At 70.4% G+C, this 25,907-nt stretch carries 28 protein-coding genes and 1 pseudogene; 8 read left to right on the top strand and 21 right to left on the bottom strand.

From position 1 onward, the window contains the following. Positions 1-236 precede the first annotated feature (236 nt). A complete protein-coding gene (locus FPZ12_RS40525) occupies positions 237-1,025 on the bottom strand; it encodes an inositol monophosphatase family protein (protein WP_144756855.1) in 789 nt (262 codons plus the stop codon). Next, entirely contained in the window at positions 1,022-1,639 is a 618-nt protein-coding gene (ribA, locus tag FPZ12_RS40520; RefSeq protein ID WP_144756853.1) for a GTP cyclohydrolase II, read from the bottom strand. The genes FPZ12_RS40525 and ribA overlap by 4 nt, the downstream gene beginning before the upstream one ends. A gap of 81 nt (positions 1,640-1,720) precedes the next feature. Between ribA and FPZ12_RS40515 the strand changes: the two genes are divergently transcribed. Further along, positions 1,721-2,419, top strand: a complete 699-nt coding sequence (locus tag FPZ12_RS40515) for a creatininase family protein (protein WP_144756851.1) — start codon at positions 1,721-1,723, stop codon at positions 2,417-2,419. A gap of 80 nt (positions 2,420-2,499) precedes the next feature. Here the strand turns inward: FPZ12_RS40515 and FPZ12_RS40510 are convergent. The 5 genes and pseudogenes from FPZ12_RS40510 to FPZ12_RS40490 all read right to left on the bottom strand — a co-directional run. Continuing rightward, positions 2,500-3,300, bottom strand: a pseudogene (locus FPZ12_RS40510) (lysylphosphatidylglycerol synthase transmembrane domain-containing protein); the annotation flags it as partial. An 8-nt stretch (positions 3,301-3,308) separates the two neighbouring features. Beyond that, positions 3,309-4,094, bottom strand: a complete 786-nt coding sequence (locus FPZ12_RS40505) for a class I SAM-dependent methyltransferase (RefSeq protein ID WP_208026182.1) — start codon at positions 4,092-4,094, stop codon at positions 3,309-3,311. Continuing rightward, on the bottom strand, positions 4,091-5,071 hold the full coding sequence (locus tag FPZ12_RS40500) for a glycosyltransferase family 4 protein (RefSeq protein WP_208026181.1): 981 nt from the start codon (positions 5,069-5,071) through the stop codon (positions 4,091-4,093). Before FPZ12_RS40500 ends, FPZ12_RS40505 begins: the two co-directional genes overlap by 4 nt. Beyond that, entirely contained in the window at positions 5,068-5,466 is a 399-nt protein-coding gene (locus FPZ12_RS40495; RefSeq protein WP_144756845.1) for a 6-pyruvoyl trahydropterin synthase family protein, read from the bottom strand. The genes FPZ12_RS40500 and FPZ12_RS40495 overlap by 4 nt, the downstream gene beginning before the upstream one ends. Positions 5,467-5,475: 9 nt before the next feature. Then, positions 5,476-6,438 carry a zinc-dependent alcohol dehydrogenase gene (locus tag FPZ12_RS40490; protein WP_144756843.1) on the bottom strand — a complete coding sequence of 321 codons (963 nt, stop codon included), beginning with the start codon at positions 6,436-6,438 and terminating at the stop codon, positions 5,476-5,478. A gap of 32 nt (positions 6,439-6,470) precedes the next feature. On the opposite strand from FPZ12_RS40490, the gene FPZ12_RS40485 reads away from it, so the two are divergent. Continuing rightward, positions 6,471-7,196 carry a CDP-alcohol phosphatidyltransferase family protein gene (locus FPZ12_RS40485; RefSeq protein WP_144756841.1) on the top strand — a complete coding sequence of 242 codons (726 nt, stop codon included), beginning with the start codon at positions 6,471-6,473 and terminating at the stop codon, positions 7,194-7,196. Here FPZ12_RS40485 and FPZ12_RS40480 read toward each other — a convergent pair. Then, entirely contained in the window at positions 7,159-7,788 is a 630-nt protein-coding gene (locus FPZ12_RS40480; RefSeq protein ID WP_144756863.1) for a response regulator, read from the bottom strand. The genes FPZ12_RS40485 and FPZ12_RS40480 overlap by 38 nt on opposite strands. Before the next feature lie 8 nt (positions 7,789-7,796). Then, positions 7,797-8,942 carry a sensor histidine kinase gene (locus FPZ12_RS40475; RefSeq protein ID WP_208026180.1) on the bottom strand — a complete coding sequence of 382 codons (1,146 nt, stop codon included), beginning with the start codon at positions 8,940-8,942 and terminating at the stop codon, positions 7,797-7,799. A 158-nt stretch (positions 8,943-9,100) separates the two neighbouring features. Between FPZ12_RS40475 and FPZ12_RS40470 the strand changes: the two genes are divergently transcribed. Beyond that, positions 9,101-9,703, top strand: coding sequence for a VC0807 family protein (locus FPZ12_RS40470; RefSeq protein WP_144756839.1), 603 nt, complete (start codon positions 9,101-9,103; stop codon positions 9,701-9,703). Positions 9,704-9,755: 52 nt separating this feature from the next. Here the strand turns inward: FPZ12_RS40470 and FPZ12_RS40465 are convergent, their stop codons facing one another. After that, entirely contained in the window at positions 9,756-10,967 is a 1,212-nt protein-coding gene (locus FPZ12_RS40465) for a Glu/Leu/Phe/Val dehydrogenase dimerization domain-containing protein (protein ID WP_144756859.1), read from the bottom strand. Positions 10,968-11,157: 190 nt separating this feature from the next. Between FPZ12_RS40465 and FPZ12_RS40460 the strand changes: the two genes are divergently transcribed. Further along, a complete protein-coding gene (locus FPZ12_RS40460) occupies positions 11,158-12,138 on the top strand; it encodes a LysR family transcriptional regulator (RefSeq protein WP_144756837.1) in 981 nt (326 codons plus the stop codon). Here the strand turns inward: FPZ12_RS40460 and FPZ12_RS40455 are convergent. From FPZ12_RS40455 to FPZ12_RS40430, 7 genes are all read right to left on the bottom strand, one after another. Beyond that, positions 12,083-12,511, bottom strand: coding sequence for a hypothetical protein (locus tag FPZ12_RS40455; protein WP_208026179.1), 429 nt, complete (start codon positions 12,509-12,511; stop codon positions 12,083-12,085). The two genes, FPZ12_RS40460 and FPZ12_RS40455, sit on opposite strands and share 56 nt — an antisense overlap. After that, the gene (locus tag FPZ12_RS40450) at positions 12,508-13,479 is read right to left on the bottom strand and encodes a patatin-like phospholipase family protein (RefSeq protein ID WP_144756835.1); all 972 of its coding nucleotides are present in this window, start codon (positions 13,477-13,479) and stop codon (positions 12,508-12,510) included. Before FPZ12_RS40450 ends, FPZ12_RS40455 begins: the two co-directional genes overlap by 4 nt. After that, on the bottom strand, positions 13,476-15,299 hold the full coding sequence (locus FPZ12_RS40445; RefSeq protein WP_144756833.1) for a peroxidase family protein: 1,824 nt from the start codon (positions 15,297-15,299) through the stop codon (positions 13,476-13,478). Before FPZ12_RS40445 ends, FPZ12_RS40450 begins: the two co-directional genes overlap by 4 nt. Further along, entirely contained in the window at positions 15,286-15,669 is a 384-nt protein-coding gene (locus FPZ12_RS40440) for a hypothetical protein (protein WP_144756831.1), read from the bottom strand. Before FPZ12_RS40440 ends, FPZ12_RS40445 begins: the two co-directional genes overlap by 14 nt. A 329-nt stretch (positions 15,670-15,998) precedes the next feature. Continuing rightward, the gene (locus FPZ12_RS46760) at positions 15,999-16,139 is read right to left on the bottom strand and encodes a hypothetical protein (RefSeq protein WP_243770281.1); all 141 of its coding nucleotides are present in this window, start codon (positions 16,137-16,139) and stop codon (positions 15,999-16,001) included. A 41-nt stretch (positions 16,140-16,180) separates the two neighbouring features. Then, complete coding sequence (locus FPZ12_RS46755) at positions 16,181-16,381, bottom strand: LLM class flavin-dependent oxidoreductase (protein WP_243770282.1); 201 nt, start codon at positions 16,379-16,381, stop codon at positions 16,181-16,183. 136 nt (positions 16,382-16,517) lie between these two features. Continuing rightward, on the bottom strand, positions 16,518-16,985 hold the full coding sequence (locus tag FPZ12_RS40430) for a pyridoxamine 5'-phosphate oxidase family protein (protein WP_144756829.1): 468 nt from the start codon (positions 16,983-16,985) through the stop codon (positions 16,518-16,520). A gap of 383 nt (positions 16,986-17,368) precedes the next feature. Here FPZ12_RS40430 and FPZ12_RS40420 point away from each other — a divergent pair, with 383 nt between their 5' ends. Both FPZ12_RS40420 and FPZ12_RS40415 read left to right on the top strand, forming a co-directional pair. Continuing rightward, positions 17,369-17,614, top strand: a complete 246-nt coding sequence (locus tag FPZ12_RS40420) for a hypothetical protein (protein ID WP_144756825.1) — start codon at positions 17,369-17,371, stop codon at positions 17,612-17,614. Between the two features lie 167 nt (positions 17,615-17,781). Next, positions 17,782-18,279 (top strand): GNAT family N-acetyltransferase, encoded by a 498-nt coding sequence (locus FPZ12_RS40415; RefSeq protein WP_144756823.1) that lies wholly within the window; start codon positions 17,782-17,784, stop codon positions 18,277-18,279. On the opposite strand, the gene FPZ12_RS40410 is transcribed toward FPZ12_RS40415, so the two are convergent. From FPZ12_RS40410 to fdhA, 3 genes are all read right to left on the bottom strand, one after another. Beyond that, entirely contained in the window at positions 18,266-19,852 is a 1,587-nt protein-coding gene (locus FPZ12_RS40410; protein WP_144756821.1) for an esterase-like activity of phytase family protein, read from the bottom strand. The two genes, FPZ12_RS40415 and FPZ12_RS40410, sit on opposite strands and share 14 nt — an antisense overlap. A 103-nt stretch (positions 19,853-19,955) precedes the next feature. Further along, entirely contained in the window at positions 19,956-22,187 is a 2,232-nt protein-coding gene (locus FPZ12_RS40405) for a transglycosylase domain-containing protein (RefSeq protein WP_144756819.1), read from the bottom strand. Between the two features lie 48 nt (positions 22,188-22,235). After that, entirely contained in the window at positions 22,236-23,456 is a 1,221-nt protein-coding gene (gene fdhA / locus FPZ12_RS40400) for a formaldehyde dehydrogenase, glutathione-independent (protein WP_144756817.1), read from the bottom strand. Between the two features lie 155 nt (positions 23,457-23,611). Between fdhA and FPZ12_RS40395 the strand changes: the two genes are divergently transcribed. Beyond that, the gene (locus tag FPZ12_RS40395) at positions 23,612-24,073 is read left to right on the top strand and encodes a DUF4396 domain-containing protein (protein ID WP_144756815.1); all 462 of its coding nucleotides are present in this window, start codon (positions 23,612-23,614) and stop codon (positions 24,071-24,073) included. A 9-nt stretch (positions 24,074-24,082) separates the two neighbouring features. Here FPZ12_RS40395 and FPZ12_RS40390 read toward each other — a convergent pair whose 3' ends face one another. Continuing rightward, entirely contained in the window at positions 24,083-25,231 is a 1,149-nt protein-coding gene (locus tag FPZ12_RS40390) for an epoxide hydrolase family protein (RefSeq protein ID WP_144756813.1), read from the bottom strand. Between the two features lie 89 nt (positions 25,232-25,320). Between FPZ12_RS40390 and FPZ12_RS40385 the strand changes: the two genes are divergently transcribed. Further along, a complete protein-coding gene (locus FPZ12_RS40385; protein WP_144756811.1) occupies positions 25,321-25,905 on the top strand; it encodes a TetR/AcrR family transcriptional regulator in 585 nt (194 codons plus the stop codon). Positions 25,906-25,907 lie beyond the last annotated feature (2 nt).

Here is a 25,907-nt window from a genome sequence, read left to right as displayed (position 1 = left end):
GTGCCCGTGGGTGGGGGTGGCTGGGGTGGCTGACGCTGACTCGGCGGTGCCCGCGCGCGAGCCGGGGGCGCACCAGCGCGGGCGGCCCACACGCCAACGCGCGCGGCCAACACACCAACGCGGCCAGCCAACACGCCAACGCGGGCAGCCAACACACCAACGGGGGCGGCAAACACGCGCGCGCGGGAGGCACGAACGGGCGCCCCACCGAACCAGGCCGAGCCCCCACAAGCCCTTTAGTCCATTGTGGACTCCCGCAGCAGGGTCATCAGCGCCGGGCGGAGGGGCGCGCCGACGGCGATGGTGGCGGCGGAGGCGGTGGTGTGCTGGCTGCCGTCGGCGTCGAGGACCACTCCCCCGGCTTCGCGGACCAGGAGCACGCCGGCGAGGGTGTCCCACGGCAGGTTGGCGAGGATGACGGAGGCGTCCAACTTGCCCTCCGCGACCCAGGCGAGGTCGATCGCGGCGGTGCCGAGCATCCGCACCCGCTGGGCCCGCGCGCCGAGCCGGGACAGCAGGGCGATCCGGACGCGGTTCTTCTCCTCGGCGCCGGGGCTGACGGCGAAGTCTCCGATCGAGACGATCGCGTCGGCGATCTCGTGCACTGTGGAGGCGGCGATGAGGTCCTCGCCGGCGTAGGCGCCTTCGCCTTCCGCGGCGGTGTAGCGGACGTCGAGGAAGGGCAGGTCGATCGCCGCGACCACCGCGCGTTCGCCGGAGACGAGGGCGAGGGAGACTCCGCACAGGGGGATGCCGCGGGAGAAGTTGGCGGTGCCGTCGACCGGGTCGAGCGCCCACCACAGTCCGCCGGTGGCACCGGTGTGCCCGCTTTCCTCGCCGAGGATGCCGATTTCCGGGGTTTCCCGTTCCAGGAACCGGCGGACCTCGTCCTCGACGGCGAGGTCGATGTCGGTGACGAGGTCACGCTCGGCCTTCGCGGTGATCGTCGCCGGGGCGCGGGAGCGGATGACGCGGCGGGCGATGCCGGCGGCTTCGCGGGCGACGGGCAGCAGTTCGGCGCTCATTTTCCGGCGAAGTTCTCGAGTTGCGGGAGGTCGTGCCCGAGTTTGTCGCGTTTGGCGGTCAGGTAGCGGATGTTGTCGGCGCTGGGCTGGGCGAGCAGCGGGACGCGGGCGGCGACGCGGATGCCGTGGTCCTCCAGCGCGGCGATCTTGTCCGGGTTGTTCGACATCAGCCGCACCGAGCGCACGCCGAGGTGGCGCAGCACGCGGGCGGCGGGGGCGTAGTCGCGCACGTCGACCGGGAATCCGAGGCTGGTGGCGGAATCCACGGTGTCGAGGCCTTCGTCCTGCAGGATGTGGGTGCGGATCTTGGCGACGAGCCCGATCCCGCGTCCTTCGTGGCCGCGGAGGTAGATCAGGATCCCGCTGCCCTCGGCCACGATCGTCTCCAGCGCGGCGTCCAGTTGTTCGCCGCATTCGCAGCGGGTGGAGCCGAACAGGTCGCCGGTCATGCATTCGGAATGGACGCGCACGAGCACATCCGTTCCCGGCGCGGGATTTCCGTGCACGAGTGCGAGGTGTTCGGCGCCGTCCCGGAACGCGACCGCGCGGAATGTGCCCCGGCGGGTCACGAGCGTGGATTCGGCGATGTCTTCGCTTGCGATGGATTTCGGCATTCGTCCCTCGTATCGTCGTCGACAGCGCGCTCATCCCGGTATACCCGAGGCTGGTACTCCTCACCACGAAAGGCTGGACCGATGGACCTGCTGCCCCAGGCCACGACCACCGACGTGCAGCGCGGGCGGGCCGGTGTGGCGGTGCTGCCGGTGGGTAGTTTCGAACAGCACGGCCCGTTCCTGCCGCTGGCCACCGACACCGTGATCGCCTGCGTGATAGCCGCGGCGATCGCGGAAAAACATCCGGTCCGGGTGCTGCCGCCGATCACCATTTCCTGTTCGCACGAACACGAGCAGTGGCCGGGCACGGTCAGCATTTCCGCGCGCACGCTGAATTCGGTGGTACTCGACATCGCCGATTCGCTGCGCCGCGGCGGGGTGCCGGCACTGGTGCTGGTCAACGGGCACGGCGGGAACTACGTGCTGGGCAACGTGGTGCAGGAATCCGGGGGCGGGATGGCGTTGTTCCCCGGCCTGGCCGACTGGGAGTCCGCGCGGGCGTTCGCGGGCGTGGAAACCCCGCTGGATTCCGATATGCACGCGGGTGAGGTGGAGACGTCGATCCTGTTGCACGCGCATCCGGAGCTGGTGCGGCCGGGCTACGAGACGGGTGATGTGGTGGCCGACGACCGGCGTCATCTGCTCACACTCGGGCTGGCCGCGTACACGGCGTCCGGGATCGTGGGGCGCCCGTCGCGTGCTTCGGCCCAGAAGGGCAAGGAGTTGCTGGAGGGGCTGGTCGCGGCTTTCGGCGAGTACCTGCCGATCCTGGACTCGTAGCCGAGGACGAGCACGCCGGGCAGCGCCGAGACGAGGGTGAGTACGCCGTAGACGACGCCCGCGGTGAGGCCCTGGCTCGCGCCGAGTCCGGCGGCGCCGAACGCGAGCGCGAGGAACGCTTCGCGCGGGCCCCAGCCGCCGATGTTGAGCGGCAGGCCCATCACGACCAAAGCCAGCACCAGCAACGGGATCAGCGTGGTCGCCGGGGCGCTCGCGCCCGCTGCGTGCGCGGCGACGAGGAACAGTCCGACGTGCCCGGCGACGGTGATCAGCGACAGCACCGCCACGCGGGGCCCGGTCTCGCGGGCGAGCAGGCAGCGCGCGTCGGCAAGCGACGTGGTGACGGCGCGGCGAAGCTTGGCCGCGCCGTGGCCGTTGCGTGCCCACAGCGCGGCCGTCGCCACGAGCGCGGCGAGTGCGAGCACGCCGAGCAGGATTTCCTTGCCGGGTAAGAGGTTCCCGGCCACGGACGGGTGCAGCACGAGCACGGCGGCGCCGAGGGACAGCAGGACTGCCTGTCCGGCGAAGCGTTCCAGGAACACCGCCCGCACGCCGCGCCCGACGTCGCCGGAGCGGCGGCCGTGGTCGACGGCGCGGTGCACGTCGCCGAGGATTCCGGCCGGGAGGACGGCGTTGAGCAGCAGCGCGCGGTAGTAGTGACCGACCGCCTCGCGGAGGGTGAGTGCGAGGCCGAGGCGGCGGGCGATCAGGCACCAGCGGGCCGCGCTGCACACGGTGGTGAGCAGGCCGATCGCGAGCGCCACGAGCAGCGAGCCCGGGCTGATCACGCGCAGCCCGTCGAGGAACGCGCCGGTGCCCAGCCGCCAGCAGAGCCCGGCGAGGATGCCGAGGGCGAGGAGAAGCCGCAGCCACGGCCACATGCGGCGGGTCATGACGCCGCTCCGGGCAGTGCGAGGAGGTCTTCGTGGTGGACGACGATCTCGACCCCGTCCTGGCTTCGCCGCCGCAGGTAGGCATCGGCGTGGCGGGTGAGTCCGGGGTCCTGTTCGCAGGCCGCGGCGACCCAGCCGCGCAGCCATTCGGCGGTCAGCGCGGCGTTGCGCGGCCCGAGGCGCCAGGGGCTGGGGGCGGAGTGCACGCTGGCGCCGAGTGCGCGGAACGCGGCGGCGGTGACAGCGGGGGCGTCCGGCCCGAGCAGCAGGCCGCGTCGCTGGTGGGCGTTGAACGCCGCGGTGAACGCGGTGTCGAGTGGTTCGGCTGGCGTCATTTCGACCCTCCCGGCGACCGAAAGCGTGAGCAGTGCTGGACTTCCGGCGTGCACGCACGCGGCGGCGAGGCGGTTCACCTCCTCGGCGGTGAGCAGGTCCAGCAGGGCCGAGGCGGTCACCAACGACGTACCGGTCAGGTCCTCGGCTCGCAGACCGGTGAGATCGCCTTCGCGTGTCTCCACCGCTAACACGGGTCCGCGCGCCGAGAGGTTCAACCGGGCCTGGGCGAGGAGCGCGGGGTCGTGGTCGTGGAGGATCCAGCGCTGCGGGGCGGGCAGTCTGCCGGACAGCCAGCGGCCCATCGAGCCGGTGCCGCAGCCGAGGTCGCGGACGGTGAGTTCGGTGGCGCCGTCGAGGAAATCACCCAGCGGGGCGAGGAGTTCCGTCGAGCGGGCGGTGGCGTCAGCCTGTTCGCGCAGGGCCAGCCAGTCCGGGGAGAAGCTCACAGCGCCGCCAGTACTTCGGCCATGTCCCGCGCGGTGCGTTCCCAGCCGGGTAGCCGCGGCCGGTACTCGCGGAGGCGGGCGCGCAGGGCGGGGTCGTCGAACCACCGGCGCAGGGCCTCGGCGAGGGCGGCCGGGTCGTCGGCCGGGACGAGGATTCCGTGCGGGCCCAGGGTTTCCGCGACCGCGTCGGTGGCCAGCACCGGGATGCCGCGGGCGAGAGCCTCGGTGACGACCATGCCGTAGGTCTCGGCGCGCGAGGGCAGCACCACGAGGTCCGCCTCGGCGTAGAGGGTGTCGAGGTCGGCGCCGGTGCGCGGGCCGAGCAGCTCGATTCGTTCCCCGAGGCCGTGTCTCGCGATCAGGTCCCGGATTTGTCCGGTGTACAAGGGATCGCGCGTGACAGGTCCGGCAAGACGGCAGCGCCACGGCAGGTCCGCGACCCGCGCGAGCGCTTCGACAAGGATGTCCTGCCCCTTGCGCGGAGTCACCGAAGCGACGCACAACAGCTGCGATTTCCCATCCGTACCAAGCGCGCGTGGCTTCGGATCGATCCCGGGCGGCACGACGTGCACCAGCTCCAGCCCGTGATGAGCGGCGAGCCGCCCCGCCGCGGAGGGGCTGGTGGCGACGACCGCGTCGGCGGCGTGCAGGACAGCGCGTTCCTTCGCGTCCAGTTCCGCCGCGACGGCCGGGCTCAGGCCGGTTTCCTCCGCGAGCGGCAGGTGCACGAGCACGACCTGGCGGAGCCTGCCCGCTTGCGGCACCACGATTTCCGGGGCGGGGCAGGCGAGCAGTCCGTCGAGCAGCACAACCGAATCCACGGGTAAGGCGGCGATCCGGTTCACTTCGGTGTGCTCCCGTACCGTCCATCCCGCCGACCACAGGCCCTGGGCGAGCCTGCGGTCGTAGACGTTGCCGCCACTGGGAACCGCCGGGTCGTCGACGTCGGCGGGCAGTACGAAGTGGACGGTGTTCACAGCGCGCGCTCGTAGCTCGCCCACGCGACATGCGACTCGTGCAGCGTGACGCTCAGCCCCGACAGGCCGCGCGCGCCCTCGCCCAGCGCGCCGGCGGAGATGCGCTCGGCGAGCCGGTCGGCGATCACTTTCGCGAGGTACTCGGTGGAGGTGTTGATGCCGTCGAACTCGGGCAGCTCGTCGAGGTTGCGGTAGTTCAGGACGGCGAGGGTGTCCTTGAGCTGTTCGGTGGCCAGCCCGATGTCGACGACGATGTTGTCCGCGTCGAGCTCCTCGCGGCGGAAGGTGGCGTCCACGACGAACGTCGCGCCGTGCAGGCGTTGCGCGGGCCCGAAGACCTCGCCCTGGAAACTGTGCGCGACCATCACGTGATCGCGGACGGTGATGCTGAACAAACGATCCTCCTACGGGTAGACGATCCGGTGGCACAACGCGGGCAGCTCCCCGCCCGCGAGCATGGGCAGCACGCGGGGCAGCTCGTCGAAGGTGCTTTCCCCGGTGATCAGGGCGTCGAACCGTGGGTCGGCCAGCAGGTCCAGCGCGAGGGCGAGGCGTTCGCGGTAGCTGCGCCCCCGCGCGGGCGAGACGGTGCCGACCTGGCTGGAGCGGATCGTCAGCCGGCGTGAGTGGAAGTACTCGCCCAGTGGCAGGCTGATCCGGCGGTCGCCGTACCAGCTCAGCTCGATCACGCGGCCCTCGGGCGCGAGCAGTTCGAGCGCCCGCGTCAGGCCCGCCTCGGTCGCGCTCGCGTGGATCACCAGATCGCATTCGCCGCGCGCTGCTTCCGGCGTGGTGAAGGGGACGCCGAGCGCGTCCGCGATCGCGGCGCGGGTGGGGTCGGGATCGGCCAGCTCCAGCCGCACGCCCGGAATTCCCGCGACGAGCGCCGCGACGCTGCACCCGATCATGCCCGCGCCGAGTACGGCCACCCGGTCTCCGATCAGCGGCGCCGCGTCCCACAGCGCGTTGACCGCCGTTTCCACCGTCCCCGCGAGGATCGCCCGGCCAGGCGGGACGGAATCGGGCACGACGGTCACCGCGTCGGCCGGCACGACGTAGCGGGTCTGGTGCGGGTACAGGCAGAACACGGTCCGCCCGGTCATCGGGCCCTCCTCGACGACGCCGACGTTGAGGTAGCCGTACTTGACCGGGCCGGGGAACTCGCCTTCCTGGAAGGGCGCGCGCATCACCGCGTACTGGTTTTCCGGCACCCCGCCGCGGAAAACCAGGGTTTCGGTGCCCCGGCTCACGCCGGAGAACAGGGTCCGCACCAGCACTTCTCCGTCGCCCGGCGCGGGTACGCCGGTTTCGCGGAGCTCGCACTCGCCGGGCGTTTTGAACCAGAACGCCCGAGCCGAACGTGTCATGGAGGACCTCCCAGAAAGGTTCGGGGACCACGATGATCACACGAGCACAGCAGAATCCGGTCTACACGCCCGGCGTCCCGGCCGCAGGCCTCACCGCGCAGATACTGTTGCTGGCGGTGCTCGGCGCGGGCGTCGGGCTCGGTACCGCGGGCTGGCTGACCGGCGCTTTCTATGGGCTGGCGCTGGTGCTGCTGCTCGGTTCGGCGATGCGCCACGCCCGGCGCGCCACGCTGAGCCCCGCCGACCACGTGACCTTCGCGCGTGCCGTGCTCGCCGGTGGTGTGACAGCGCTGGTCGCCGACCACCTCGGCACACCGGCCCCGCTCGCCGCGCTCGTTCCCCTCGCCTCGGTGGCGCTGGCGCTCGACGCGGTGGACGGCAAGGTCGCGCGCCGCACCGGCACGGTGTCGAAGCTGGGCGCGCGGTTCGACATGGAGGTCGACGCGTTCCTGATCCTGACCCTGAGTGTGCACATTTCGCTCACCGTCGGCCTGTGGGCGCTCGCGATCGGCGCGATGCGGTACGTGTTCGTCGCCGCCGCGTGGCTCGCGCCGTGGCTGCGCGCGGAGCTGCCGGGCAGTATCGCGCGGAAAACCGTTGCCGCGCTTCAGGGTGTGGCGCTGGTCGTCGCGAGCGTGTGCCCGCTGCCCGCCGCTGTGGCGGTGACAGCGCTCGCGCTGGCGGCACTGGCGTGGTCGTTCGGGCGGGACGTCCGGTGGCTCAACCGGGAGCGAGCCCGTGCCGGTACGCGTAACTGACCGCCTGCGCCCGGTCGCGGGCGCCGATCTTGCCGAAGATCCGGTTCACGTGGCTCTTCACCGTCGCTTCGCTGACCGTCAGCAGCTGCGCGATCTCGCCGTTCGACAACCCGCCCGCGATGTGGCCGAGCACCTCCGCCTCGCGGCGGGTCAGCCCGTCCGGCGCCCGCTCCGCCACCGGCGTGGGACCGGATACGGCGGCGATGAGGTGGTGTTGCACGGCCGGATCGACCGCCGCCTGCCCGCTCACCACCTGCTCGAGCGCCCGCCGGATGTCCTCCGCGCCCGCATCCTTCGTCAGGTAGCCCAGCGCCCCGGCGCGCAAGGCGTCGAGGACGGACTTGTCGTCGGCATACGTCGTCAGCGCCACCACGCGCACGTCCGGTGCTTCCGATCGCATCCGTCGGGTGGCTTCGATCCCGTCGCAGCGCGGCATTCGCAGGTCCATCAGCACCACGTCCGGGCCCAGCTCGCGGGCCATCGCGATCGCCTGGTCCCCGTCCGCCGCCGCGCCGACGATCTCCACGCCGGGCAGCAACCCCAGCAGCATCGCCAGCCCCTCGCGCACGACGCGCTGGTCGTCGGCGAGCATCACCCGGATCACGCCGGGACCCGCAGCGTCACCCGGAATCCGGCCCCGGTGGGCTCCGCCGCGAGCGTGCCCCCGGCCAGTTCGGCCCGCTCCCGCATGCCCGTCACCCCGTATCCCTGTCCCGTGTCCTCGCGTCGCGCCGGCGTCCCGAAATCCTCCACGGTGAGCACCACCTGGTCCGGACGATAGCCCAGCCGCAGCTCGACCTGCCGGGCCTCGGCGTGTTTGCGGACGTTGGTCAGCGCCTCCTGCGCCACCCGGTACACCGTGAGCCTGGTGTCCGCCGCCAACTCCTTGGGCTCCCCGGAAACCGTGTAGCAGCAAGCGATCCCGGTGTCCCGTTCGAACTCGGCGGCCAGCGCGCGCAGCCGCTCGGGGCCGGGGAGCTCGTCGTCGCGCAACGTCCCGATCGCCTGCCGTGCTTCGCCGAGCCCGGCCTGCGCCAGATGATGGGCACGGTCGAGCGCGTCGTTCAGCCGCGGATCGGCCGGGTCCGTCGCCGCCAGCAAGCGCGCGCCCTCCAGCTGCAAGACCAGTCCGGACAACGAATGCGCCAGCACGTCGTGCATCTCGCGCGCCAGCCGCTGCCGTTCCGCGAGCGTCGCCGCCCGGACCTGCGCCTGCCGTGTCTCCCGCAGCTCCTCCACCAGCCGCTCGGATTCCGCCGTGCGCGCCTCGAGCCGGTTGGCGTACAACCCGAGCCGGAAGAACGCCACCGCGCCGAGTTCGTTGAGCAGCACGTTCACCACCGGGCGGTGCGCCGCCACGACCGCGACCACCCCGATGGCCACGAGGAACAACCCTGCCACGAGCGGCCCGCGCCGCCCGATGCTGCGGAACGCCAGCGCGCTCGCGATGATGAACGCCCCGAAGTACCCGACGCCGTTGGGTTCGAACCACGCCAGCAGCAGCGAGCCGAGCATCACCAGCCCGACCACCGCCGGCTCCGCCCACGGCCTCCTCGCCGGCAGCCCGAAAAGCAGGGCACCGCCCCCGACGAGCACCACCATCATCGACACCAGCACGAGCACTCCCGTGCCGTGCGTCAGCGAACCCGGCTCGGTCCGGACCGCCGTCACCGCCACGACGACGAGCAGGACCAGCGCCGCCAGCCGGCGCCGCATACTCGCCCTGGGGCGCGAAACGAAGGCCACGCCCCCGAAACTACCGGGACCGGGCGCCGGGTTCCTGCACCCGTGGGTGGAAATCCGGCTGCACCCGCGGGTGGCAGCGGTCCACTCCGGACCGCAAATCCCGGTCCCCACCCCGGAGCCGACGCGCTCCCCGGCATGGGCGCGCCACCATCGACGGCATGAACATTCCTGGGGAGACAAGGAAAAAGCTGTTCCGCCGGATCGGGCCCGGCATCGCCCTCAACGCGATCCTGCCCCTGGTGGCCTATCTGCTGCTGCGCCCGCACGTCCTGAGCGACCTGACCGCGCTCGCCCTCGCGGCTGCGATCCCAGTGCTCGTCACGCTCGCCGAGTTCGCGGTGCGCCGCAAGGTGGACCCGGTCGGCGCGGTCATGATCGTGGCGTTCGGTGCCGCGCTCCTCGTGGCCGCCGCGACCGGCGGCAGCACGCTGGTGATCGAGACCCACGACGCGGTGATCACCGGCCCACTCGGGCTGATCCTGCTCGGCTCGGTCGCCGTGCGCCGTCCGCTGCTTCTCGTCGTGCTGCGGTTTCTCGCGCGGCGCACCGGAAATCCCGTCCGGATCGGCCCGCGCCCCGCCGCCGTGCTGACCGCGCTCATCGGCACCGTCGCCGTCGTCCACGCGGCTGTGCTGCTGATTCTCGCGGTGTGCCTGCCCGTCGCGACCTTCCTCGCGATCGGCCGCCCGATCGGCTGGGTCGTCCTCGGCCTCGGCGCCGCGGCCCTCCTGTGGTACCGCGCGCGCATCAAAATCGCCTGAACGCGTGAAGAGCCGCCCGGCTCCCCCACCGGGCGGCTCTTCTTCTTACGCGCTAAGGAATGACGACTCCCTCCGGCAGATCCGGCCGCGACTCCGCCAGCTCCTGCGCCGTGCGGCGCGGCGGCACCTTCGCGGCGATCCACTGTCCCAGCAGGAGCGCGACCTTCGCCCGCATTTCCGTGCGCAGGCGGTGGAACGAGTCGGCCGGGTTCGCCCCGACCTGTCCCAGCAACAGCCACCACGCCCACGCCGCGGCACCGGCGTTGGCCACGAAGTCCGGGATCACCGGAATCCCCCGCGCCGCCAGCATCGCCTCCGCCTCCGGCGTGGTCGCCGCGTTCGCCGCCTCCACCACGACCTTCGCCGCCACGTCGATCGAGTTGTCCGGCGTGAGCGCGTACGAGATCGCGGCGGGCACCAGGATGTCCGCCTCCATCCCGACGATCGCGTTGCGCGGCAACAACTCCACGTCACCCGGCAGCCGCGACCGGTCGATCTCCCCGTACCCGTCCCGCAGCTCCAGCAGCTCCGGGATGTCCAGACCACCGGCCCGGTACAGCGTCCCCGCGGCATCGGCCACGGCGACCACCCGCATTCCCGCTTCGTGCAGGTACCACGCCGCGCCGCCGCCCATCGTGCCGATGCCCTGGATCGCCACGGTGGTCGCCCCGGTCTCCCAGCCGTGTGCGTCGGCCACGCCGAGACACGCCTGCGCCACCCCGTATCCGCCGATCACGTCGCCCAGCAGCAAACCGCCGGGCACCGGCGCGTTCAGCCCCGCGCGGACCCGCCGCAGCGTCCGCGCCGGATCCACCGAACGCCGGATCGCCGCGTGGTAGGACTGCTCCAGGCCCAGCCGCGAGAACACCTCGTCGATGAGATGCTGCGGCACCCCGAGGTCCTCCGCCGTCACCCAATGGGCGTCCAGCCACGGCCGCATCGCCTGGCAGAACCGCTCCAGGACCCCCACCGCGTCCGGGTGCTTCGGGTCGAAATCGATCCCGCCCTTCGCGCCGCCGACCGGCAGCTCGAACGTGGCGGTCTTCGCGGCCATGCCCCGCGCGAGGTCCTCGACCTCCGACATCGTGCAGCCCGCCCGCATCCGGGTGCCTCCGGTCGCCAGCCCCGACACCAGCGTGTGCACCACGAGGTAGCCGTGCGCGCCGGTGACGCGGTCGGTCCAGGTCAGCCGCAGCAACGGCTCGGCGGGCGCGGACACGGGTGCGATGGGCAGCTGCGGAAGGGGCGTACCCCCTTCATGCATCATCGTCACGGCACAAACCTCCTTGACTTGGGCACGGCAAAGCCCGGACCTGGGAAGAAGAGAACTCCCGGCCCGCCCGGCCGGTAACACCAGCGTGCGGCAGAAGATCCGCGCGCGTCCAGTTAAGGATCTTGCACGGTTCCGTTCAGCCTTCCTGCACAGCGGCCCGGCCTTGCTTAGGCTGAGGCGCATGGAGCTTTCGTTGCACCGTTTGCGGATGCTTCGCGAACTACACCGCCGCGGCACCGTCACCGCGGCCGCCGCCGCGCTGCACTACACGGCTTCCGCGGTGTCCCAGCAACTCGCCCAGCTCGAACGCGACGTCGGCGCCAAGCTCTTCGAACGGCTCGGCCGCCGCGTCCAGCTCACCGAGCTCGGCATGGTGCTGACCGAGCACGCCGACGAAATCCTGCGCTCGGTGGAACGCGCCACCATGGCACTGGAGGAAGCGCAGGAAGGCGTGTCCGCCCGGCTCACCGGCGGCGTGTGGGCGTCCGTCGCGTCGGGCCTGCTGCCCAAGGCGCTCACGCTCCTCGCCGCCGACCACCCCGGAATCGAGGTCCGCACCAAGGAACTCGCCCCCGAGGACACGGCGGGCGCGGTCCGCGACGGCGCGCTCGACTTCTCGTTCGTGATCGACTACTCCGACTATCCGATGCCCTGGGATCCCGCGCTCACCCGGGTCGTCATCGCCGTCGAACGCCTCCACGCCGCCGTCCCCCACGGCGTCGTCCCGGCCGCCAACATCCACCTCACCGAACTCGCCGAGCAGCCGTGGATCCTCGCCGGGCCGCGCTCGCATTTCGGCCGCGCCGTGCGTCTTGCCTGTCAGCGCCACGGCTTCGAGCCCAAGATCAACCACGAAGTCGGCGAACAGGCCACGGCGCTTTCGATGGTCGGCGCCGGCCTCGGCGTCACGCTCGTCTCGGACCTCGGCCTTTCCTTGTTGCCGTCCGGGGTCGACATCGTCGCCCTCACCGAACCGGTGATGCGCACGGTCTCGATCGCGCACCGCACGGTCAACTCCCGCAGGCCGTCCCTGCAGCTGGTGATCGACGCCGTGCGCGCGGCGGCGGCCGAGATCGGGCTCGGCGCCGCCGCCCCGCTGCCCGGCCCTAACCAGCCATCCGTAACAGGAACCATCCCACCCGCCGCCGGAACAGCCACATGACCCCGAGGCACAGCTCCGGCGCCACCCGCCGCAGCTCGCCCCGCACCCCGCGCGCCAGCAGCGACGTGCCCGAGTAGTCGAGCACCACGCACTCCCTGGCGTCCACCCAGCTCGGGCCCGGTTCGACGAACGCCTCCATCGACCGCACCGGACCCAGCTGGGTGACCAGCGACTGCCCGTCCGGCGAGAACACGCCGTGCCAGGCGGCGAGCCGCGCGAGGTTCGCCGTCAGCCCGGAACCCGGTGCCACCAACGCCGTCCCGTCCGCCGGCCCGGCCGGCAGCTCGCCGACCGGGCTCGTGCGGAACAACCGGTCCAGCTCCCTGTCCGTGGCGTGCAGCAACGCCTCCTCGCTCACGCAGACGGCCGTCACGGCCAGTTCCAGTGCGCCAGGAAGTCGTCGACGGCCTTCGCCCCGCGATCCAGCAGCATCCGCCGATCCTGGTCGTGCAGCCCGAAATCGACGATCCCGACGCCGGAGGTGTCCACGTTGATCATCCGCGATCGCACGCCCGGCAGGTCGAGGTGCGTCTGGTCCCTGCCCACCATCGCCGTCGCCACCACCTGCACGGCCAGCGTCAGCTGCGTCGGCAGCCAGCCCAGCACGGGGAAGACGGCCGGCAGCCCGCCGGGCAGATCCGGGAACAGCCGCACCCCGAACGTCGGCCACCGCGGGGCTTTCTCGTCCGTGCGGTCGAAGGTCTCCACCGGGAAGTTCGACAGCACCCCGCCGTCCACGATCGTCGACACCGCGCCACCCGGGTGTTCGGTCAGGGTTTGCGGCTGGAAGTAGAACGGGATCGACAGCGACATCCGCACCGCGTCCGCCACCAGCTGCTCGTCGGGGTCCAGCCCGTACAGCCGCCGGTAGTCCCACGGCAGCCGCAGCAGCCGGCCGTGCGTGATGTCCGTCGCCGTCACCACCAGCTTGTACCGCTGCTCGTCACCGAGGTTCGCGTCGTCGCCCTCGTCGTGCCGCCGCAGATCCGCGAACGTCCGCACGCCGAGTTCCGCCAGCTCCCCCAGCAACCACTCCCGGATGTAGGCGCCCTGGTACAGATGCCCGCCGGTGAGCCACGAAAGCCCCTCCGACACCAGCGCGATCGGCGGCGGCGCCCGGTCCGGCACCTTCCGTAGCACCAGCCGCGACATCGCCCGCCGCATCCCGTCCGCGTCCGCGCCGGCCGCGACGAGCGCCGCCGCCACCGCGCCCACCGAAGTCCCCGCCACGCGCGGGAACCGGTGACCACGCTCCATCAGCCGTACCACCGCGCCCAGCGTGCCGAGTCCCTTCACTCCGCCGCCTTCGAGCACCAGATCGGCCTGCTTGACGTCACTCATCCCGTCGCCGCCCACGGCTCGAACGCGTTCGTCACCGACGCCAGCGCCGGCCGCAACGCCGGATAATGCCGCAGCAGCACCGAAGCCATCGAGTTGTCCTGCACCCAGTCCAGGCCGGCCTGCCCGTAGACCGAGGGCCGGTAGTACTCGGTGAAGAACCGGTCGCTGTTGAGCCGCCGCGAGGCCATCAGGATGAAAATCCGGAAAGCCGTGTCACTGAAGGCGAATCCGGCCGGGCGCCGCTCCGCGAACATGCCCACCGACAGGTCCACCCGCTCGATGTCCCCGTCGTAGACCCGGCTGATCTCCTCCGCCCACCGCGGATCGTCGGTCAGCTCCTCGAAGCTGTGCGCCGGATCCAGGTGCAGCAGCCGCCGGAACTCGTTGTAGCGCGGCACACCGAGCTCTCGCGACCGCAGGATGTCCGTCGCGCCGAGGTCCTGCAGATGCCCGTCCGGGCGCTGGAACTCCTGGAGGTACTTCGGGAAGTTGTGCAGGGTCACCAGTCCCGGGTGCAGCGTGCCGAACGAGTACAGCAGGTCCGTGACGGAAATGCTGTTGAGCACCTTCATCGCGTTCGGCCCCGCGATGTCCGGGAACTCCGCCTCCAGCACCGGCTCGTTGTCCCGCGCCGAGCGGAACTCCCACTGGTCCCGGATCAGCGGGTGCATCCGGTACACCGCGACGAACTCCTCGGTCAGCGCGTAGGGCACGCCGTAGTGATCGGTGTCGCCGCCCGGGATCCCGCTGATCACCTCGTTGTCCACGAGCCGCCCGAACAGCTTGTGCACGCGCTCGCCCGCGATGCCGAACCAGTTGGCACGCAACGCCGCCTTCGTCGTCGGATGGCTGATCACCGCGGGCGTCCACTCCACCGTGTGGATCTTCGCCAGGAGCGCCGAGTTCACCAGCCGCGCCCGCTGGAACAGCTCGTCGTCGTCCCACGACGGGTACACCTGGTGCAGCCGGTCGCAGATCGCGTTGTGTTCCAAGGAGAACAGCGTCCGCAGCAACTCCGTGCCCAGCCAGAACCCGGGCACCCGCGCCGGGTCCTTCTCGGGATCCTCCGGCACCGGGAGCAGGCCGTTGTCCAGCACCCGCAGCTTCCCGCCTTCACCGGCGCGGGCCCAGTGCTCGGCCTCGGGGCCGATCCCGTAGACCTGTGAGCCGTCCCACCAGTGCGTCAGCACGTTCACCGTGGTCTGCGGCAGATCCGCGTCCGCGGGCGGGCGCGTGGGGTCCTCCGGCGTGCGCATGATGTGCATCGGCCGTTCCGGCCACGGGTCGTTGTCCGCGAGCGGGACCTCCCACGGGTTGTCCTTCGGGCTCGTGCCGTGGCTGAACCAGTCGCGGATCATGAACTGCAGCCACGCCGCCACCAGCGAGTTCACCGAGCCCGCCGGCACGAAAGCCGTGCGGGTCAGCAGTTTCCGGCTCACCTCACGCGGGTTCGGCGTCAGCACCGACTCCGCGTCCGAGGGCACGATCTTCTTCAGCGGGATGTTCCGGCCGAACCGTGAACCCGCCATCCCCATCGCCGGGGCGCCGAGATCGTTGTGCGTCCCGTCCGTGGTCCGGCGCACCAGGAACTCGGGCCGGAACGGCGGGACCGGCGGCGTGTTGACCGCGGGCAGCGCAGAAGTGTCGTGCAGATTCTCCTGCCGCAGTTTCGTGCGCAGCCCGATCAGCTCGAGCAGGCCCAGCGGGACGGGCAGGTTGTCCCAGCCGATCACCCGGTCGACGAGATCCGCGGCGCCGACGTAAAGCCGCCACGGCAACGTCTTCCGATAGCCGGGAACGGACGTTTCAGGTTTTGTCATCGCAAGCTCCCCGATTCTTTCCGGTGCGCAATGCGGCGGCGGCCAGCGCCGTGTTCGACGCGGAGATGCCGATGATGAAGACCGCCGTCGCCACCGAGACCTTCCGGCGGGCGCCGAGCGTCACCGCGGTCGCCGCGTCCACGGCGTGGATGAGCGCTCCCTCCCGCAACGCGTAGCGAAGCCGGTCGCCGTCCGCGAACAGCAGCTGGAGACCGAGCAGTACAGTGCGGATTCCGAACATCCGGAACGCGTACACCGCGGCCGGGCTCGGCTCCCGGCCCGGATCGAGCCGCCCGATCAGCAGGCCCGGCACCAGCAACGCCAGCGTCCCGTTCACGATCCGGACCACCGCGAGTATCCGCACAGCCATCCCGCCGCCCCGTTTCTCCGCCGGGGAATCAGCCTCGCATCGCGCACCAGGGGTGTCCACGGAAAACCGGAATTCGGCATTCCCGCAACCCGTTGGGAGTAGCCTTCCCTGATTGTTTCAGCAATTCACGGCGTTTCCGATGATTCATTGACCGGAAATGGCGGGACGCCAGCAGACGAGGGACTTAAGTCCCTTTTCCGGCTTCGCTCGCGTATTTCTCGGTCATCCGCGCGACGGCCGCGAGTTGTGCTTCCGCGTGCGCGGCGCGCGCTGGGCGGTGTCGATCGTCGACTGCGCGTGCGTGCGGCCCGTGCCTTGGGAGTGCGGCATCACCGGAACCACGGCATGATCCCGTGTTCGACGTCGCGGTACGCCTGCTCGCGGGTCTCGGCGACGTGCATCGGGCTGACCCGCCGCCAGCCCGCCCGGTCCGGCTCCGGGCGGCCGAAATGCGCGGCCCGCTCGGTCACGACGTCCCAGTGGAGGGCGAGCGCGTCGAACCCGGCCTCGGTCAGGGTCGCGCCGATCGACAGCAGCCCGGCGCCGTGCCGCCCGGGTTGTGGTAGCTCAGCGAGGTGACGCCGGTGCCGAAGCGGAGCGACCGGGTGCGTTCGGCGGCCGCGGCGATGAAGATCTCCGGCGACGCGATGATCTCGTGGCCCGCGGAATGGTGCTCGCCCACCCACAGCTCGTCGAACCCGAGCGCGTCCAGGTGCTCCGCGATCCCCAGATCCCGGTGCAGGGCGAGCGTCGGGTTCTCACCCGCGGTGTGGAACGGTCCGAGGAACGCAGCCTGGTCATGGGGCCTCCTGCTCGTCGGCGAGTGCGGCCCCTCCGGTGTCCGGTGATCAGCCGAGCTTGCGGAAGTCCCAGCTGGCGATCTTCTGCGGGACGATGCGCAGCCAGGCGTGCCTGCCGTCGTGGAACATCGTGTCCCCGCCGGTGTATTTGCGCGCGAAGGCCAGTTCCGGCTCCTTCAGCTCGGGCACGTCCTCGCCGGTGCGCGGCGCTTCCCCGACCACCTCGGCGCGGCCGGTGATCTCGACGCCACGCAGCTCCTGGTACTCGCTGCCGGCGTCGACGACGATGCCGATGCGCGGGTCCCGTTGCAGGTCAGCCCACCGCTGGCTGCGGGTGAGCGACGTGAGCCAGATGGCGCGGCCCTGCCAGACGAACCACAGTGGTGTCGCATGTGGACCGTCGGGGCCGATGGTGGCCACGCGGCAGGTGCGCTGCTCGCCGAGGAACGCGTCGAGCTCGTCGTCGGTCATGGCGATCTTGCGGCCGCGCTTCTGCGGGCGGAGTTCTTCGCTCATCGTCAGCCTTCGGTAAACGGGATACCGCCTTGGTATCCCTCCGGAAGCTAACATCAACAGCGGGTGAGTTGCCCGGCCGTGTATAGCGTCACACATCGAGCAGGCCGCCCTGCTTCGGTTTCGGCCTCGGCTTTGACGCGGCGCGCGAGCCGGTCCCACGCCGCACTCCTGGCGTTGTCGCCCTTGACGATCCACGGTTTGAGGGCGGCGGTCATCAGCGGTTTCCCGGCGAGCGCTGGGACCAGGACGGCGATCCCGATCGTGCTGCTGACCCCGCGGGCTCGCGGGGCATGCCGAACGTCCGGGAGCGGGCATGACATCTGCAAGCGCCGGTTTTCGCGGCAAGCTCGGCGGGTATGCGGACGGCAGAGGTGATGAGAACGATGAAGGTCACCGTCGACGAACTGGACAGACTGCTGAGGGCCGAGGTCAGTGACCCCAAGCTGATTCTCGACCACGAAGAGTTCCGCGTCGTGCCCGTCGGCACCCTGCGCCGCTACCCCGGGGCACGGGGCGTGATTTCCCAGGCTGCCCTCCGAGCCCAACTGCCCCGCGGCCGCAAACCGACGACCCGCGAACTGGCCACCCGAGCCACGATCCTCAACTCCCGCCTGAAGCAACGCCTCTGAGCGCGCGGCGTGCCACATTCCCTGTCCCGCCGCGCCGAGCAAGCCCTCTTCCAGCGAACGGCGCTCGCTTGCTCGGCCGCCGGCGGGGTCGGGCGGTTCTGTGTCGACGAAGGCGAAGGCGAGGGCGTGCTGAGCGTCCGCGCCGAGGATCCGGCGCTGGTGTTCCTGTGTCGGAAGAGCTCGCCACGTCTCACCACATTCGCGCGGCAGGCTTGACCCGGGTCGATGACCGGCTGCTCGCCCTGAAAGAACTCGCGACCGCCGAGCCGCGGGCACGCACCGTCGTCGAGGCGAGCAACCGCGACCGATTCGTGCGTGTTCTCTTGGCAGGCTACGACGCTGCGGGAACGGTCGCCGAGTTCATCGAAGCCGAACACCGGAGCCCCCGGGTGCGGGCGTTCTTCGCCATGGCCGACGGGAGCCCGATCGCTGCCGCGGCAATGACGGTCCACGGGGACGCCGCCGTGCTGGGCGGCGCTTCCACCCTCCCCACCCATCGGCGCCAGGGCGCCCAAACCGACCTCATCAGGCACCGACTGAACAAGGCAGCCGAGGCTGGGGCCACGCTCGCTGTCGCGACCGCGCGCCCAGCCTCGGCCAGTGCGGCGAACCTCGCCCGTGCCGGGTTCCGGCTCATGCGGCAGGTTGCGTTCAGTGCTCTGTGACCGTGATCCGCACCGTGGCGGTGGTCGTTTCGGCCGGGAGTTTCGTGGTGTCGATGGCGAGGAACTCGCCGTCGTCCTGGGTGCCGTCGGGGAGGGTCTTCGGGTGCAGTTCGTACGGCGGCGCGTCGTTGGTGACCCCGTCGATGCCGAAGTCGCTGTCGTTGCTGACGACGACCGTGCGACCGCCGTCCGTGGTGGCCACGCCCTCGACCTTGTCGTGCCCGAAGAAGCCGCCGCTCGGGTCGAGCATGGTCACCAGCCCGCCGACGTCCACGGCCAGCGACTTCGCCACCGGCGTGATCCCCGCCGCCGCGAGGTCTTCCGTGGACTTGTCCGTGCCGTCGGTGCCGCTCAGCACTTCGATGCTCCGGCCGCCGACCAGCAGCCCGCCCTTGGCCGCGTCATACGTCGCGCCCTTGACCTCCGAAGACGGGCCGACGTCGGTCGCCTTCGAGAGGTCGATCTTGTACAGCTTCTTGTAGGCGCCCGGCTCGAACTCCCCGTCCCGCTCGTCGACGAGGAAGTGCGTGGCGTCCAGCGCGGTGATCTCGCTGACCGCGGTGCCGGTGTCCTTCGGATTGTCCAGCAGGTACAGGTATTCGCGCGTCTTCCTGGTGCGCAGGTCGTAGGTGACGATGCGCACCGGCGCGACGTTGCCGGGCTTCTTGGTCAGGTCCGGCTGCTGCAGCGCCGACTGCATGATCCCGACGAGCGTGTGGCCGTCCGGCGTGACGGTCAGCCCTTCCATGCCCTTGTTCGCGACGCGGTTCGCCAGCTCGGCCGGCAGTGAGCCGTCGAACGGCGAGAGGCGCTCGATCGCCCGGCCCTGCGCGTCGAAATGGGTGATGAACGGCCCGTACTCGTCCGAGACCCAGAACGTGCCGTCCGGCAGCGCGACCAGTCCCTCGGAGTCGTACCCGTTCTTGCTGGCAGGCAACGTGTTCCCGCTGCGGTCGACGATCGTCTCGCCGGTGTTCGCGTCGGTGTTGGCCTGCCCGTTGTACGGCGTGCCGTCCTTGGCGCGCAACGGGATGGTCTCCTTCAGCACCGCTTTCCCGTTCACCAGCTGGAACCGGCCGATCGCGGGCGTGAAGCCCGGCAGCGGCTCGACCTTCTCACCGTCAGGGCCGTCGACGTTCGGGCCGCGGTCGGTCAGCCCGTAGTACTCCCCCGCCTTGCCCGGCACGGGTGTGAGCGACGAGCCGTACGAGCCGCCGGTGATGGTGACCCCGTCGATCGTCGCGAGCGGCGGCAGGTTCGTGCGGTACAGCTTGACCGCGTCGCTCGTGCTGTAGGTGAAGGAGTCGGTGCCGGTGAACCCGGCCTCGGGGGTGTAGCTGAACGAACCGTCCGGGTTGATCTTCAACGTGCCGTGCGCGGGCGCGGTGTGCGAGACCAGGGTTCCCGCGCCGGCGTCGTTCGCCAGCACGCTGTGTCCCTGCAACGTTTTCCCTTGCTGCACGCGGTAACTGTCGTCCTTCACGCGCAGCGGGTTCGCCGCTTCCGCGGTGCCCGCGACGGTGCACGACAGGGCGAGCGCACCGGCGACGGCGGTGACTCCTAGACGTTTCATCCAGCCTCCTCGATTCGACGCCCGAGTCTGGCCAACCGAGGTGAACGGAAAATGGTGCGCGGGCTAACGGTTTCACCGGAGCAACCGGCCACCCACGGAAGGCTCAGCCCCGCCCCGGCCGGTGCCGCGAAGTCGTCGTCGTGGTTTCGCAGCCGAAGACGCACGTGGGGATCGTGGTCGGCAGGGTGGGCTTCCCGATCGTCGGCTTGCCGTGGGGCGGGCCGGGCTGCTCGGTCGTCGTCGGTGGTGGTGGTTCCGTCGTGGTGGGCGGGGTCGTGGTGACCGGCGGCGGCGCGGTGATCAGCGGAACCTGCGGGAAAGCCTGCACCGGCTTCCCGTTGAGGTAGGCGTCCATGTACGCCTGCCAGATGTAGCCCGGTTCCTCGCGGCCGTACACGTCGTAGCCGCGTTCTTTGCCCTTCCCGTTGTGGTAGTTGCCGTAGATCGGCGCGGGTTGTTTCTCGTTGCCGAACCACACCGCCGTCACCACCTGCGGTGTGTAGCCGACCATCCACGCCTCGGAGTTGTGCCCGGTGTCGCCGAACTGCGCCGTGCCCGTCTTCGCCGAGTTGGGCCGCGCGCCGGAAAGGCCGTCACCGGAGGACGCGGCCACGTCCGCCATCGACGCCGTCACGGTGCCCGCGATCGACGCGTTCGTCGCCGTGTCCTCGCTGAACGCCTTCTTCGGCGCGGTGTTGAACTCGTACAGCTGGCCGCCGCTGTCGTCGGTCACCCGCGAAACCAGGTGCAGCGGCACGTACATCCCGTTGTTGGCGAAGGTCGCATACCCCTGTGCCTGGTCGAGCGGGCGCACCGGGTACTGGCCGATCGAGATGCCCAGCTCGGTGGTCCCGGTGCCCGCGCCGGTGGCCGGGTCGTCGTTCTGCAGCGAGTCGAACGTGCCGCCGAGCGAGGTCGTGATCTTCTGCGGGATACCCGCGTCCCATGCTGCCTGCCGCACCGCCTGCACCCCGACCTGCGAGCCCATCCGGTAGAAGACGGTGTTGACCGACTCGGTCATCGCGTCCTTCACCGTGATGCGCGGCGCGCCCTCGCCGTCGGAGTTGTGCACCAGCTGCCCGGCGATGGTCTGGTTGTCGCTGCCGTCGTAAATCGTGTCGAGGCCGATGTGCTCGGGGTCGGCGCGCAGCCCGGCGGCGAGCACGTAGGGCTTGAACGAGGAACCGGGCTGCTGCGGGGTGGTCGCGAGGTCGTAGGACGTCGAGCCGTCGCCACCGTAGTAGGCGATGACCTCCCCCGTCGCCGGGTTCGCCGACACCAGCGCGCTGCCCTCGTCCGGGTAGTCCTGGTCGGCGGCCATGATCTTGGCGACGGACTGCTCCGCCGCGGTCTGCGCTGGCGGCTGGATGGTGGTGTAGATCCGCGCGCCGGACGCGGCGAGTTTGTCCTCGGAATAGCCTCGTTGAGCCAGTTCCGCGAACGCCTGGGACACGATGTACTGCCGGTCGGCGAGGTTCGAGCCGCCGTTCTTCGCCGCGTCGCCCACCGGCGCGGGGAACCGCGCGGCCTCGAACTCGGCCTGGGTGATCCAGTGGTTCGCCTGCAGCCGTCCCATCACGTAGGCCCACCGGCGCTGCTGGTAGTCCGGATTGTTGGCGCTGCCGGGGGATTGCACGAGCCCGGCGAGCAACGCGGCCTGCTCGTTGGTGAGTTTCCCGACGTCCTCGTTGAAATACGCCTGCGCCGCCGCCTGGACACCGTAGGCGCCGCGTCCGAAGTAGACGGTGTTGAGGTACGCGGTGAGGATGTCCTGCTTCGAATAGGTGCGCGTCATCTTGAACGACTGCACCATCTCCACCCATTTGCGGCTCAGCGTGGGATCTTCGTTGCCGGTGGCCTTCTTGACGTACTGCTGGCCGATCGTGGAGCCGCCGCCGGTGCCGCCGGTGGCCTGGTTCCACACCGTGCGCGCGATCGCCTTGAGGTCGAAACCGTTGTTCGTCATGAACGTCTCGTCCTCGGCGGCCATCTGCGCGTTCTTCATCGACTGCGGGATCTGCTCCCACGTGACGAGCGCGTGGCTTTGCTCGCTTCCCTTCGAGTACAGGGTGGAGCCGTCGGCGTAGTACAGCGTGACCGGCTGGTTGAGGCTGGCCGCGAGCGCGTTCGGGTCGGGCACGTTCACCATGAAGTAAGTGATCACGAAGGCCGCGACGGGGCCGAGGATCGCGAGCCCGATCAGCCAGTACAGCACGTGCCGGATCCGCCGCCAGACGGTCCGGCGCCCGCGCCGCGCGTGCCGGGGAACCGCCCGCCCGGTGCCCGGATTTCCCGGCCGGGCGGGCGTTCTCCGAAAGCCACCACCGTCGTCCACGAGTCGACCTCCGCTTCGTCGCGGGCCACTCTAATGGACGAACGGGGGTCAGTTGCGGGACAGCATCCCGTGCGGGTCGAGCACGTACTTGCGGGCCGCGCCCTGGTCGAACTCGTGGTACCCGCGGGGTGCCTCGACGAGCGGGATCGGGGTCGCGTTCACCGCCTTCGCGATCTGGACCTTGTCGTGCAGTATCGCCATCATGAGTTTCCGGTGGTAGCGCATCACGGGGCACTGGCCGGTGGTGAACGCGTGCGATTTCGCCCACCCCAGCCCGATCCGCAGGGAAAGCGCTCCCTCGCGGGCCGCCTCGTCGGCCGCTCCCGGGTCCCCGGTCACGTACAGGCCCGGGATGCCCAGCGCGCCGCCGGCGCGGGTGAAGTCCATCAGCGAGTTCAGCACCGTGGCGGGCTTTTCCGTGGCGGAGTCACGGCCGTGCCCGCGCGCCTCGAAGCCGACCGCGTCCACGCCGCAGTCCACCTCGGGCACCCCGAGGATCTCGTTGAGCTGGTCCTTCGGGTCGCCCTGGGAGACGTCCACGGTCTCGCAGCCGAAACTGCGGGCCTGGGCGAGGCGTTCGGCGTTGAGGTCCCCGACGATGACCACCGCCGCGCCGAGGAGCTGGGCCGACGCGGCCGCGGCGAGCCCGACCGGCCCCGCGCCCGCGATGTAGACCGTGGAGCCGACCGTGACCCCGGCGCTGACGCAGCCGTGGAAGCCGGTCGGGAAGATGTCGGAGAGCATGGTCAGGTCGAGGATCTTCGCCAGTGCCTGGTCGCGGTCCGGGAACTTCAGCAGGTTCCAGTCCGCGTAGGGCACCATCACGTACTCGGCCTGCCCGCCGACCCAGCCGCCCATGTCCACGTAGCCGTAGGCCGAGCCGGGCCGGTCCGGGTTGACGTTGAGGCAGATCCCGGTCTTGCCCTCCTTGCAGTTGCGGCAGCGCCCGCAGGCGATGTTGAACGGCACGGACACGATGTCGCCGGTGTGCACGAATTCGACGTCGCGGCCCGTCTCCACGACTTCGCCGGTGATCTCATGCCCCAGCACGAGTCCTTCCGGGGCGGTGGTGCGCCCGCGGACCATGTGCTGGTCGCTGCCGCAGATGTTGGTCGCGATGTTCCGCAGGATGACGCCGTGGTGGCATTCCCGCCCCACGTTCGCCTTGTTGACCCCGGGACCGTCGTGCAGGACGAAGCCCGGGTACTCGATCTCCTGGACCTCGACGCTGCCCTTGCCGATGTACGCCACCGCTTTGTTTCCGGTCATCAGTGCAGCCACCTCGTTTCGTCTCGAACCGGCGGCGCGGGCGCGGGTGACGCCCGTCACCACGCAGGCCGCCATGCTAAGCACGCCGCGAGCCCGGCCCGTACCGCCGAACGCGGGATGCGGGTACCCTAGGGGGGTATACGAGAGGAGTCGTCGTGCACGAGCACCACCACCCCACCCCGGCCACCTGGTCCGCGGCCGCGCAGGCGACGTTGCACTGCCTGACCGGTTGCGCCATCGGGGAAATCCTGGGCATGGTCATCGGCACCGCGTTCGGGCTGTCCAACGCGGCCACCGTGGTCCTGTCCATCGCGCTGGCCTTCGTGTTCGGCTACGCGCTGACCATGCGCGGCGTGCTGCGCGCGGGGCTGAGCCTTGGCGCGGCGTTCCAGGTCGCGCTGGCGGCGGACACGGTGTCGATAGCGGTGATGGAGATCCTGGACAACCTGGTGATCGTCGCCGTCCCCGGCGCGATGGACGCCGGGCTCGGGGACGCGCTGTTCTGGGGCTCGCTGGCCGCGTCGCTGGTGGTGGCTTTCGTCCTCACCACACCGGTGAACAAGCTGATGATCTCGCGCGGGCTCGGGCACGCGGTGGTGCACCAGTACCACCACTGAGGCCGGGCGTCAGGAACGAAGGGAGCGAAGGCCGGTGCGGATTTCGCCGACCAGGATCCCGGGCTGTTCCAGTGCCGCGAAGTGCCCGCCTTTGTCGGCCTCGCCGTAGTGGATCAGGGTGCGGTAGGTGTCTTCGATCCAGCTTCGCGGCAGGCGCGGGATGTCTTTCGGGAAGACGGTCACCGCGACCGGAAGCGTGAGTTCGGGGCCGGCGAAGGTGGCTGTTTTGTTCTCCCAGTAAATACGGCCGGACGACGCCGCGCTGTTGGTGAACCAGTAGAGCGATATCGCGTCGAGAATGTCGTCGCGGCTGAGGACATCCTCGGCGAGCCCGTGGTTGTCGGTCTTGGACTGGAACTTTTCGTAGATCCAGGCCGCCTGTCCGGCGGGAGAATCCGCGAGGGCGAATCCGACGGTCTCCGGCTTCGTGCCCTGAAGGTGGTTCGATCCCCCGAGATCGCCGGTATAGAGGGCGAGGGTTTCCACGGCGTAGCGTTGTTCGGGCGTCAAGGTCTCGGGTATCCGCTCGGGAAAGGCGTACTGGGTGTTCAGGTGGATTCCGAGAAGCCCCTCGGGTTGCATGGCCCCGAGCGCGGTGGTGACGACGGCGCCCCAATCGCCGCCTTGCGCGGCCCACTTCGTATAGCCGAGACGCTTCATCAATTCCGCCCACGCCCTGGCGATGCGCGAGGCATCCCATCCCGTCTCCGTGGGTTTTCGCGAGAACCCGAACCCGGGGAGTGACGGGATGACGACGTCGAAGGAATCGGCGGCGTCTCCCCCGAACACGACCGGATCGGTCAGCGGGCCGATCAGGTTCAGGAACTCGACGATCGAGCCCGGCCAGCCGTGTGTGAGGAGCAGCGGCATCGCGCCGGGATTCCGGGACCTGACGTGGATGAAATGGATGTCCAGCCCGTCGATTTCGGTCAGGAACTGGGGGAAGCGATTGAGCCGGGACTCGAAACGCCGAAAGTCGTAGCCGTGTTCCCAGTACCCGACCAGAGATCTGGCGTGCTCGACGCGGACCCCTTGCGACCAGTCGCCCACGGTTTCCGGATCCGGCCAGCGGGTTCGGGCCAGCCGCCGCTTCAGCTCGTCGATCTCCGGATCCGGGATCGAGACGGTGAACGGGCGGACGAGGGCCGGTGCGGTCATTGCCTTCTCCTGGGCTTCGCGGCACAACTCTTCGTTGCACACTGGTGTGCAATCTACGTCATTGCACACCAGTGTGCAACAATGGTTTCGTGCCTGCCGAGTCCTCCCGCGCGCGCTCGATGGCCGAGACGCGCGACCGCATTCTCGACGTCGCCCTCGAGGTGCTGGGAGAAAATCCCGACGCCGGGATGGGCGACATCGCCTCCGCGGCCGGTGTCGTCCGCCGCACGGTCTATGGCCATTTCCCCTCGCGCCTCGATCTCATCCGGACGCTCACGGAACGGGCCGTCACCGAGATGACAGCTGTGCTCACGGAAGTCGCCGCCTCCGACGCGGACGCGGCGTGGGCCGAGTTCATCGCGCGGCTCTGGCCGGTGGCGCACCGGTACCGGGTGCTGGTGGCGCTGCGCCGTGGCGAGTACAGCGAGGCGATCCACGGCCTGCTCGGGCCGGTCGACGAGCTCCTCGCGGGCCTCGTGAAACGGGGCCAGGACAGCGACGTGTTCGCACGGCACCTGCCGGCGGGCCTCCTGAGCCAGCTTGCCTACGGCGTCGTGTTCTCGATCGCGGACAGCGCCCTGCCGGACGGTGCCAGGGCGGCGACGATCACGAGCCTGCTGATGCTGGGAGTTCCCGAGAAGCGGTCCCTCGCCCTCGCGGGCGCCCACCCCTGACC

Source organism: Amycolatopsis acidicola (genome assembly GCF_007713735.2).
GTDB classification, from domain to species: domain Bacteria; phylum Actinomycetota; class Actinomycetes; order Mycobacteriales; family Pseudonocardiaceae; genus Amycolatopsis_E; species Amycolatopsis_E acidicola.
The sequence above is the reverse complement of the archived record's forward strand: the minus strand, read 5'-3'. Positions and strand labels throughout refer to the sequence as shown.

What these genes read in the sequence shown, in the direction of transcription:
- FPZ12_RS40525 (WP_144756855.1), bottom strand. Translation starts at nt 1,025, where the DNA reads ATGAGCGCCGAACTGCTGCCCGTCGCCCGCGAAGCCGCCGGCATCGCC.
- ribA (WP_144756853.1), bottom strand. Translation starts at nt 1,639, where the DNA reads ATGCCGAAATCCATCGCAAGCGAAGACATCGCCGAATCCACGCTCGTG.
- FPZ12_RS40515 (WP_144756851.1), top strand. Translation starts at nt 1,721, where the DNA reads ATGGACCTGCTGCCCCAGGCCACGACCACCGACGTGCAGCGCGGGCGG.
- FPZ12_RS40490 (WP_144756843.1), bottom strand. Translation starts at nt 6,438, where the DNA reads ATGACACGTTCGGCTCGGGCGTTCTGGTTCAAAACGCCCGGCGAGTGC.
- FPZ12_RS40485 (WP_144756841.1), top strand. Translation starts at nt 6,471, where the DNA reads ATGATCACACGAGCACAGCAGAATCCGGTCTACACGCCCGGCGTCCCG.
- FPZ12_RS40480 (WP_144756863.1), bottom strand. Translation starts at nt 7,788, where the DNA reads ATGCTCGCCGACGACCAGCGCGTCGTGCGCGAGGGGCTGGCGATGCTG.
- FPZ12_RS40470 (WP_144756839.1), top strand. Translation starts at nt 9,101, where the DNA reads ATGAACATTCCTGGGGAGACAAGGAAAAAGCTGTTCCGCCGGATCGGG.
- FPZ12_RS40465 (WP_144756859.1), bottom strand. Translation starts at nt 10,967, where the DNA reads ATGCATGAAGGGGGTACGCCCCTTCCGCAGCTGCCCATCGCACCCGTG.
- FPZ12_RS40460 (WP_144756837.1), top strand. Translation starts at nt 11,158, where the DNA reads ATGGAGCTTTCGTTGCACCGTTTGCGGATGCTTCGCGAACTACACCGC.
- FPZ12_RS40450 (WP_144756835.1), bottom strand. Translation starts at nt 13,479, where the DNA reads ATGAGTGACGTCAAGCAGGCCGATCTGGTGCTCGAAGGCGGCGGAGTG.
- FPZ12_RS40445 (WP_144756833.1), bottom strand. Translation starts at nt 15,299, where the DNA reads ATGACAAAACCTGAAACGTCCGTTCCCGGCTATCGGAAGACGTTGCCG.
- FPZ12_RS40440 (WP_144756831.1), bottom strand. Translation starts at nt 15,669, where the DNA reads ATGGCTGTGCGGATACTCGCGGTGGTCCGGATCGTGAACGGGACGCTG.
- FPZ12_RS40430 (WP_144756829.1), bottom strand. Translation starts at nt 16,985, where the DNA reads ATGAGCGAAGAACTCCGCCCGCAGAAGCGCGGCCGCAAGATCGCCATG.
- FPZ12_RS40420 (WP_144756825.1), top strand. Translation starts at nt 17,369, where the DNA reads ATGAAGGTCACCGTCGACGAACTGGACAGACTGCTGAGGGCCGAGGTC.
- FPZ12_RS40410 (WP_144756821.1), bottom strand. Translation starts at nt 19,852, where the DNA reads ATGAAACGTCTAGGAGTCACCGCCGTCGCCGGTGCGCTCGCCCTGTCG.
- fdhA (WP_144756817.1), bottom strand. Translation starts at nt 23,456, where the DNA reads ATGACCGGAAACAAAGCGGTGGCGTACATCGGCAAGGGCAGCGTCGAG.
- FPZ12_RS40390 (WP_144756813.1), bottom strand. Translation starts at nt 25,231, where the DNA reads ATGACCGCACCGGCCCTCGTCCGCCCGTTCACCGTCTCGATCCCGGAT.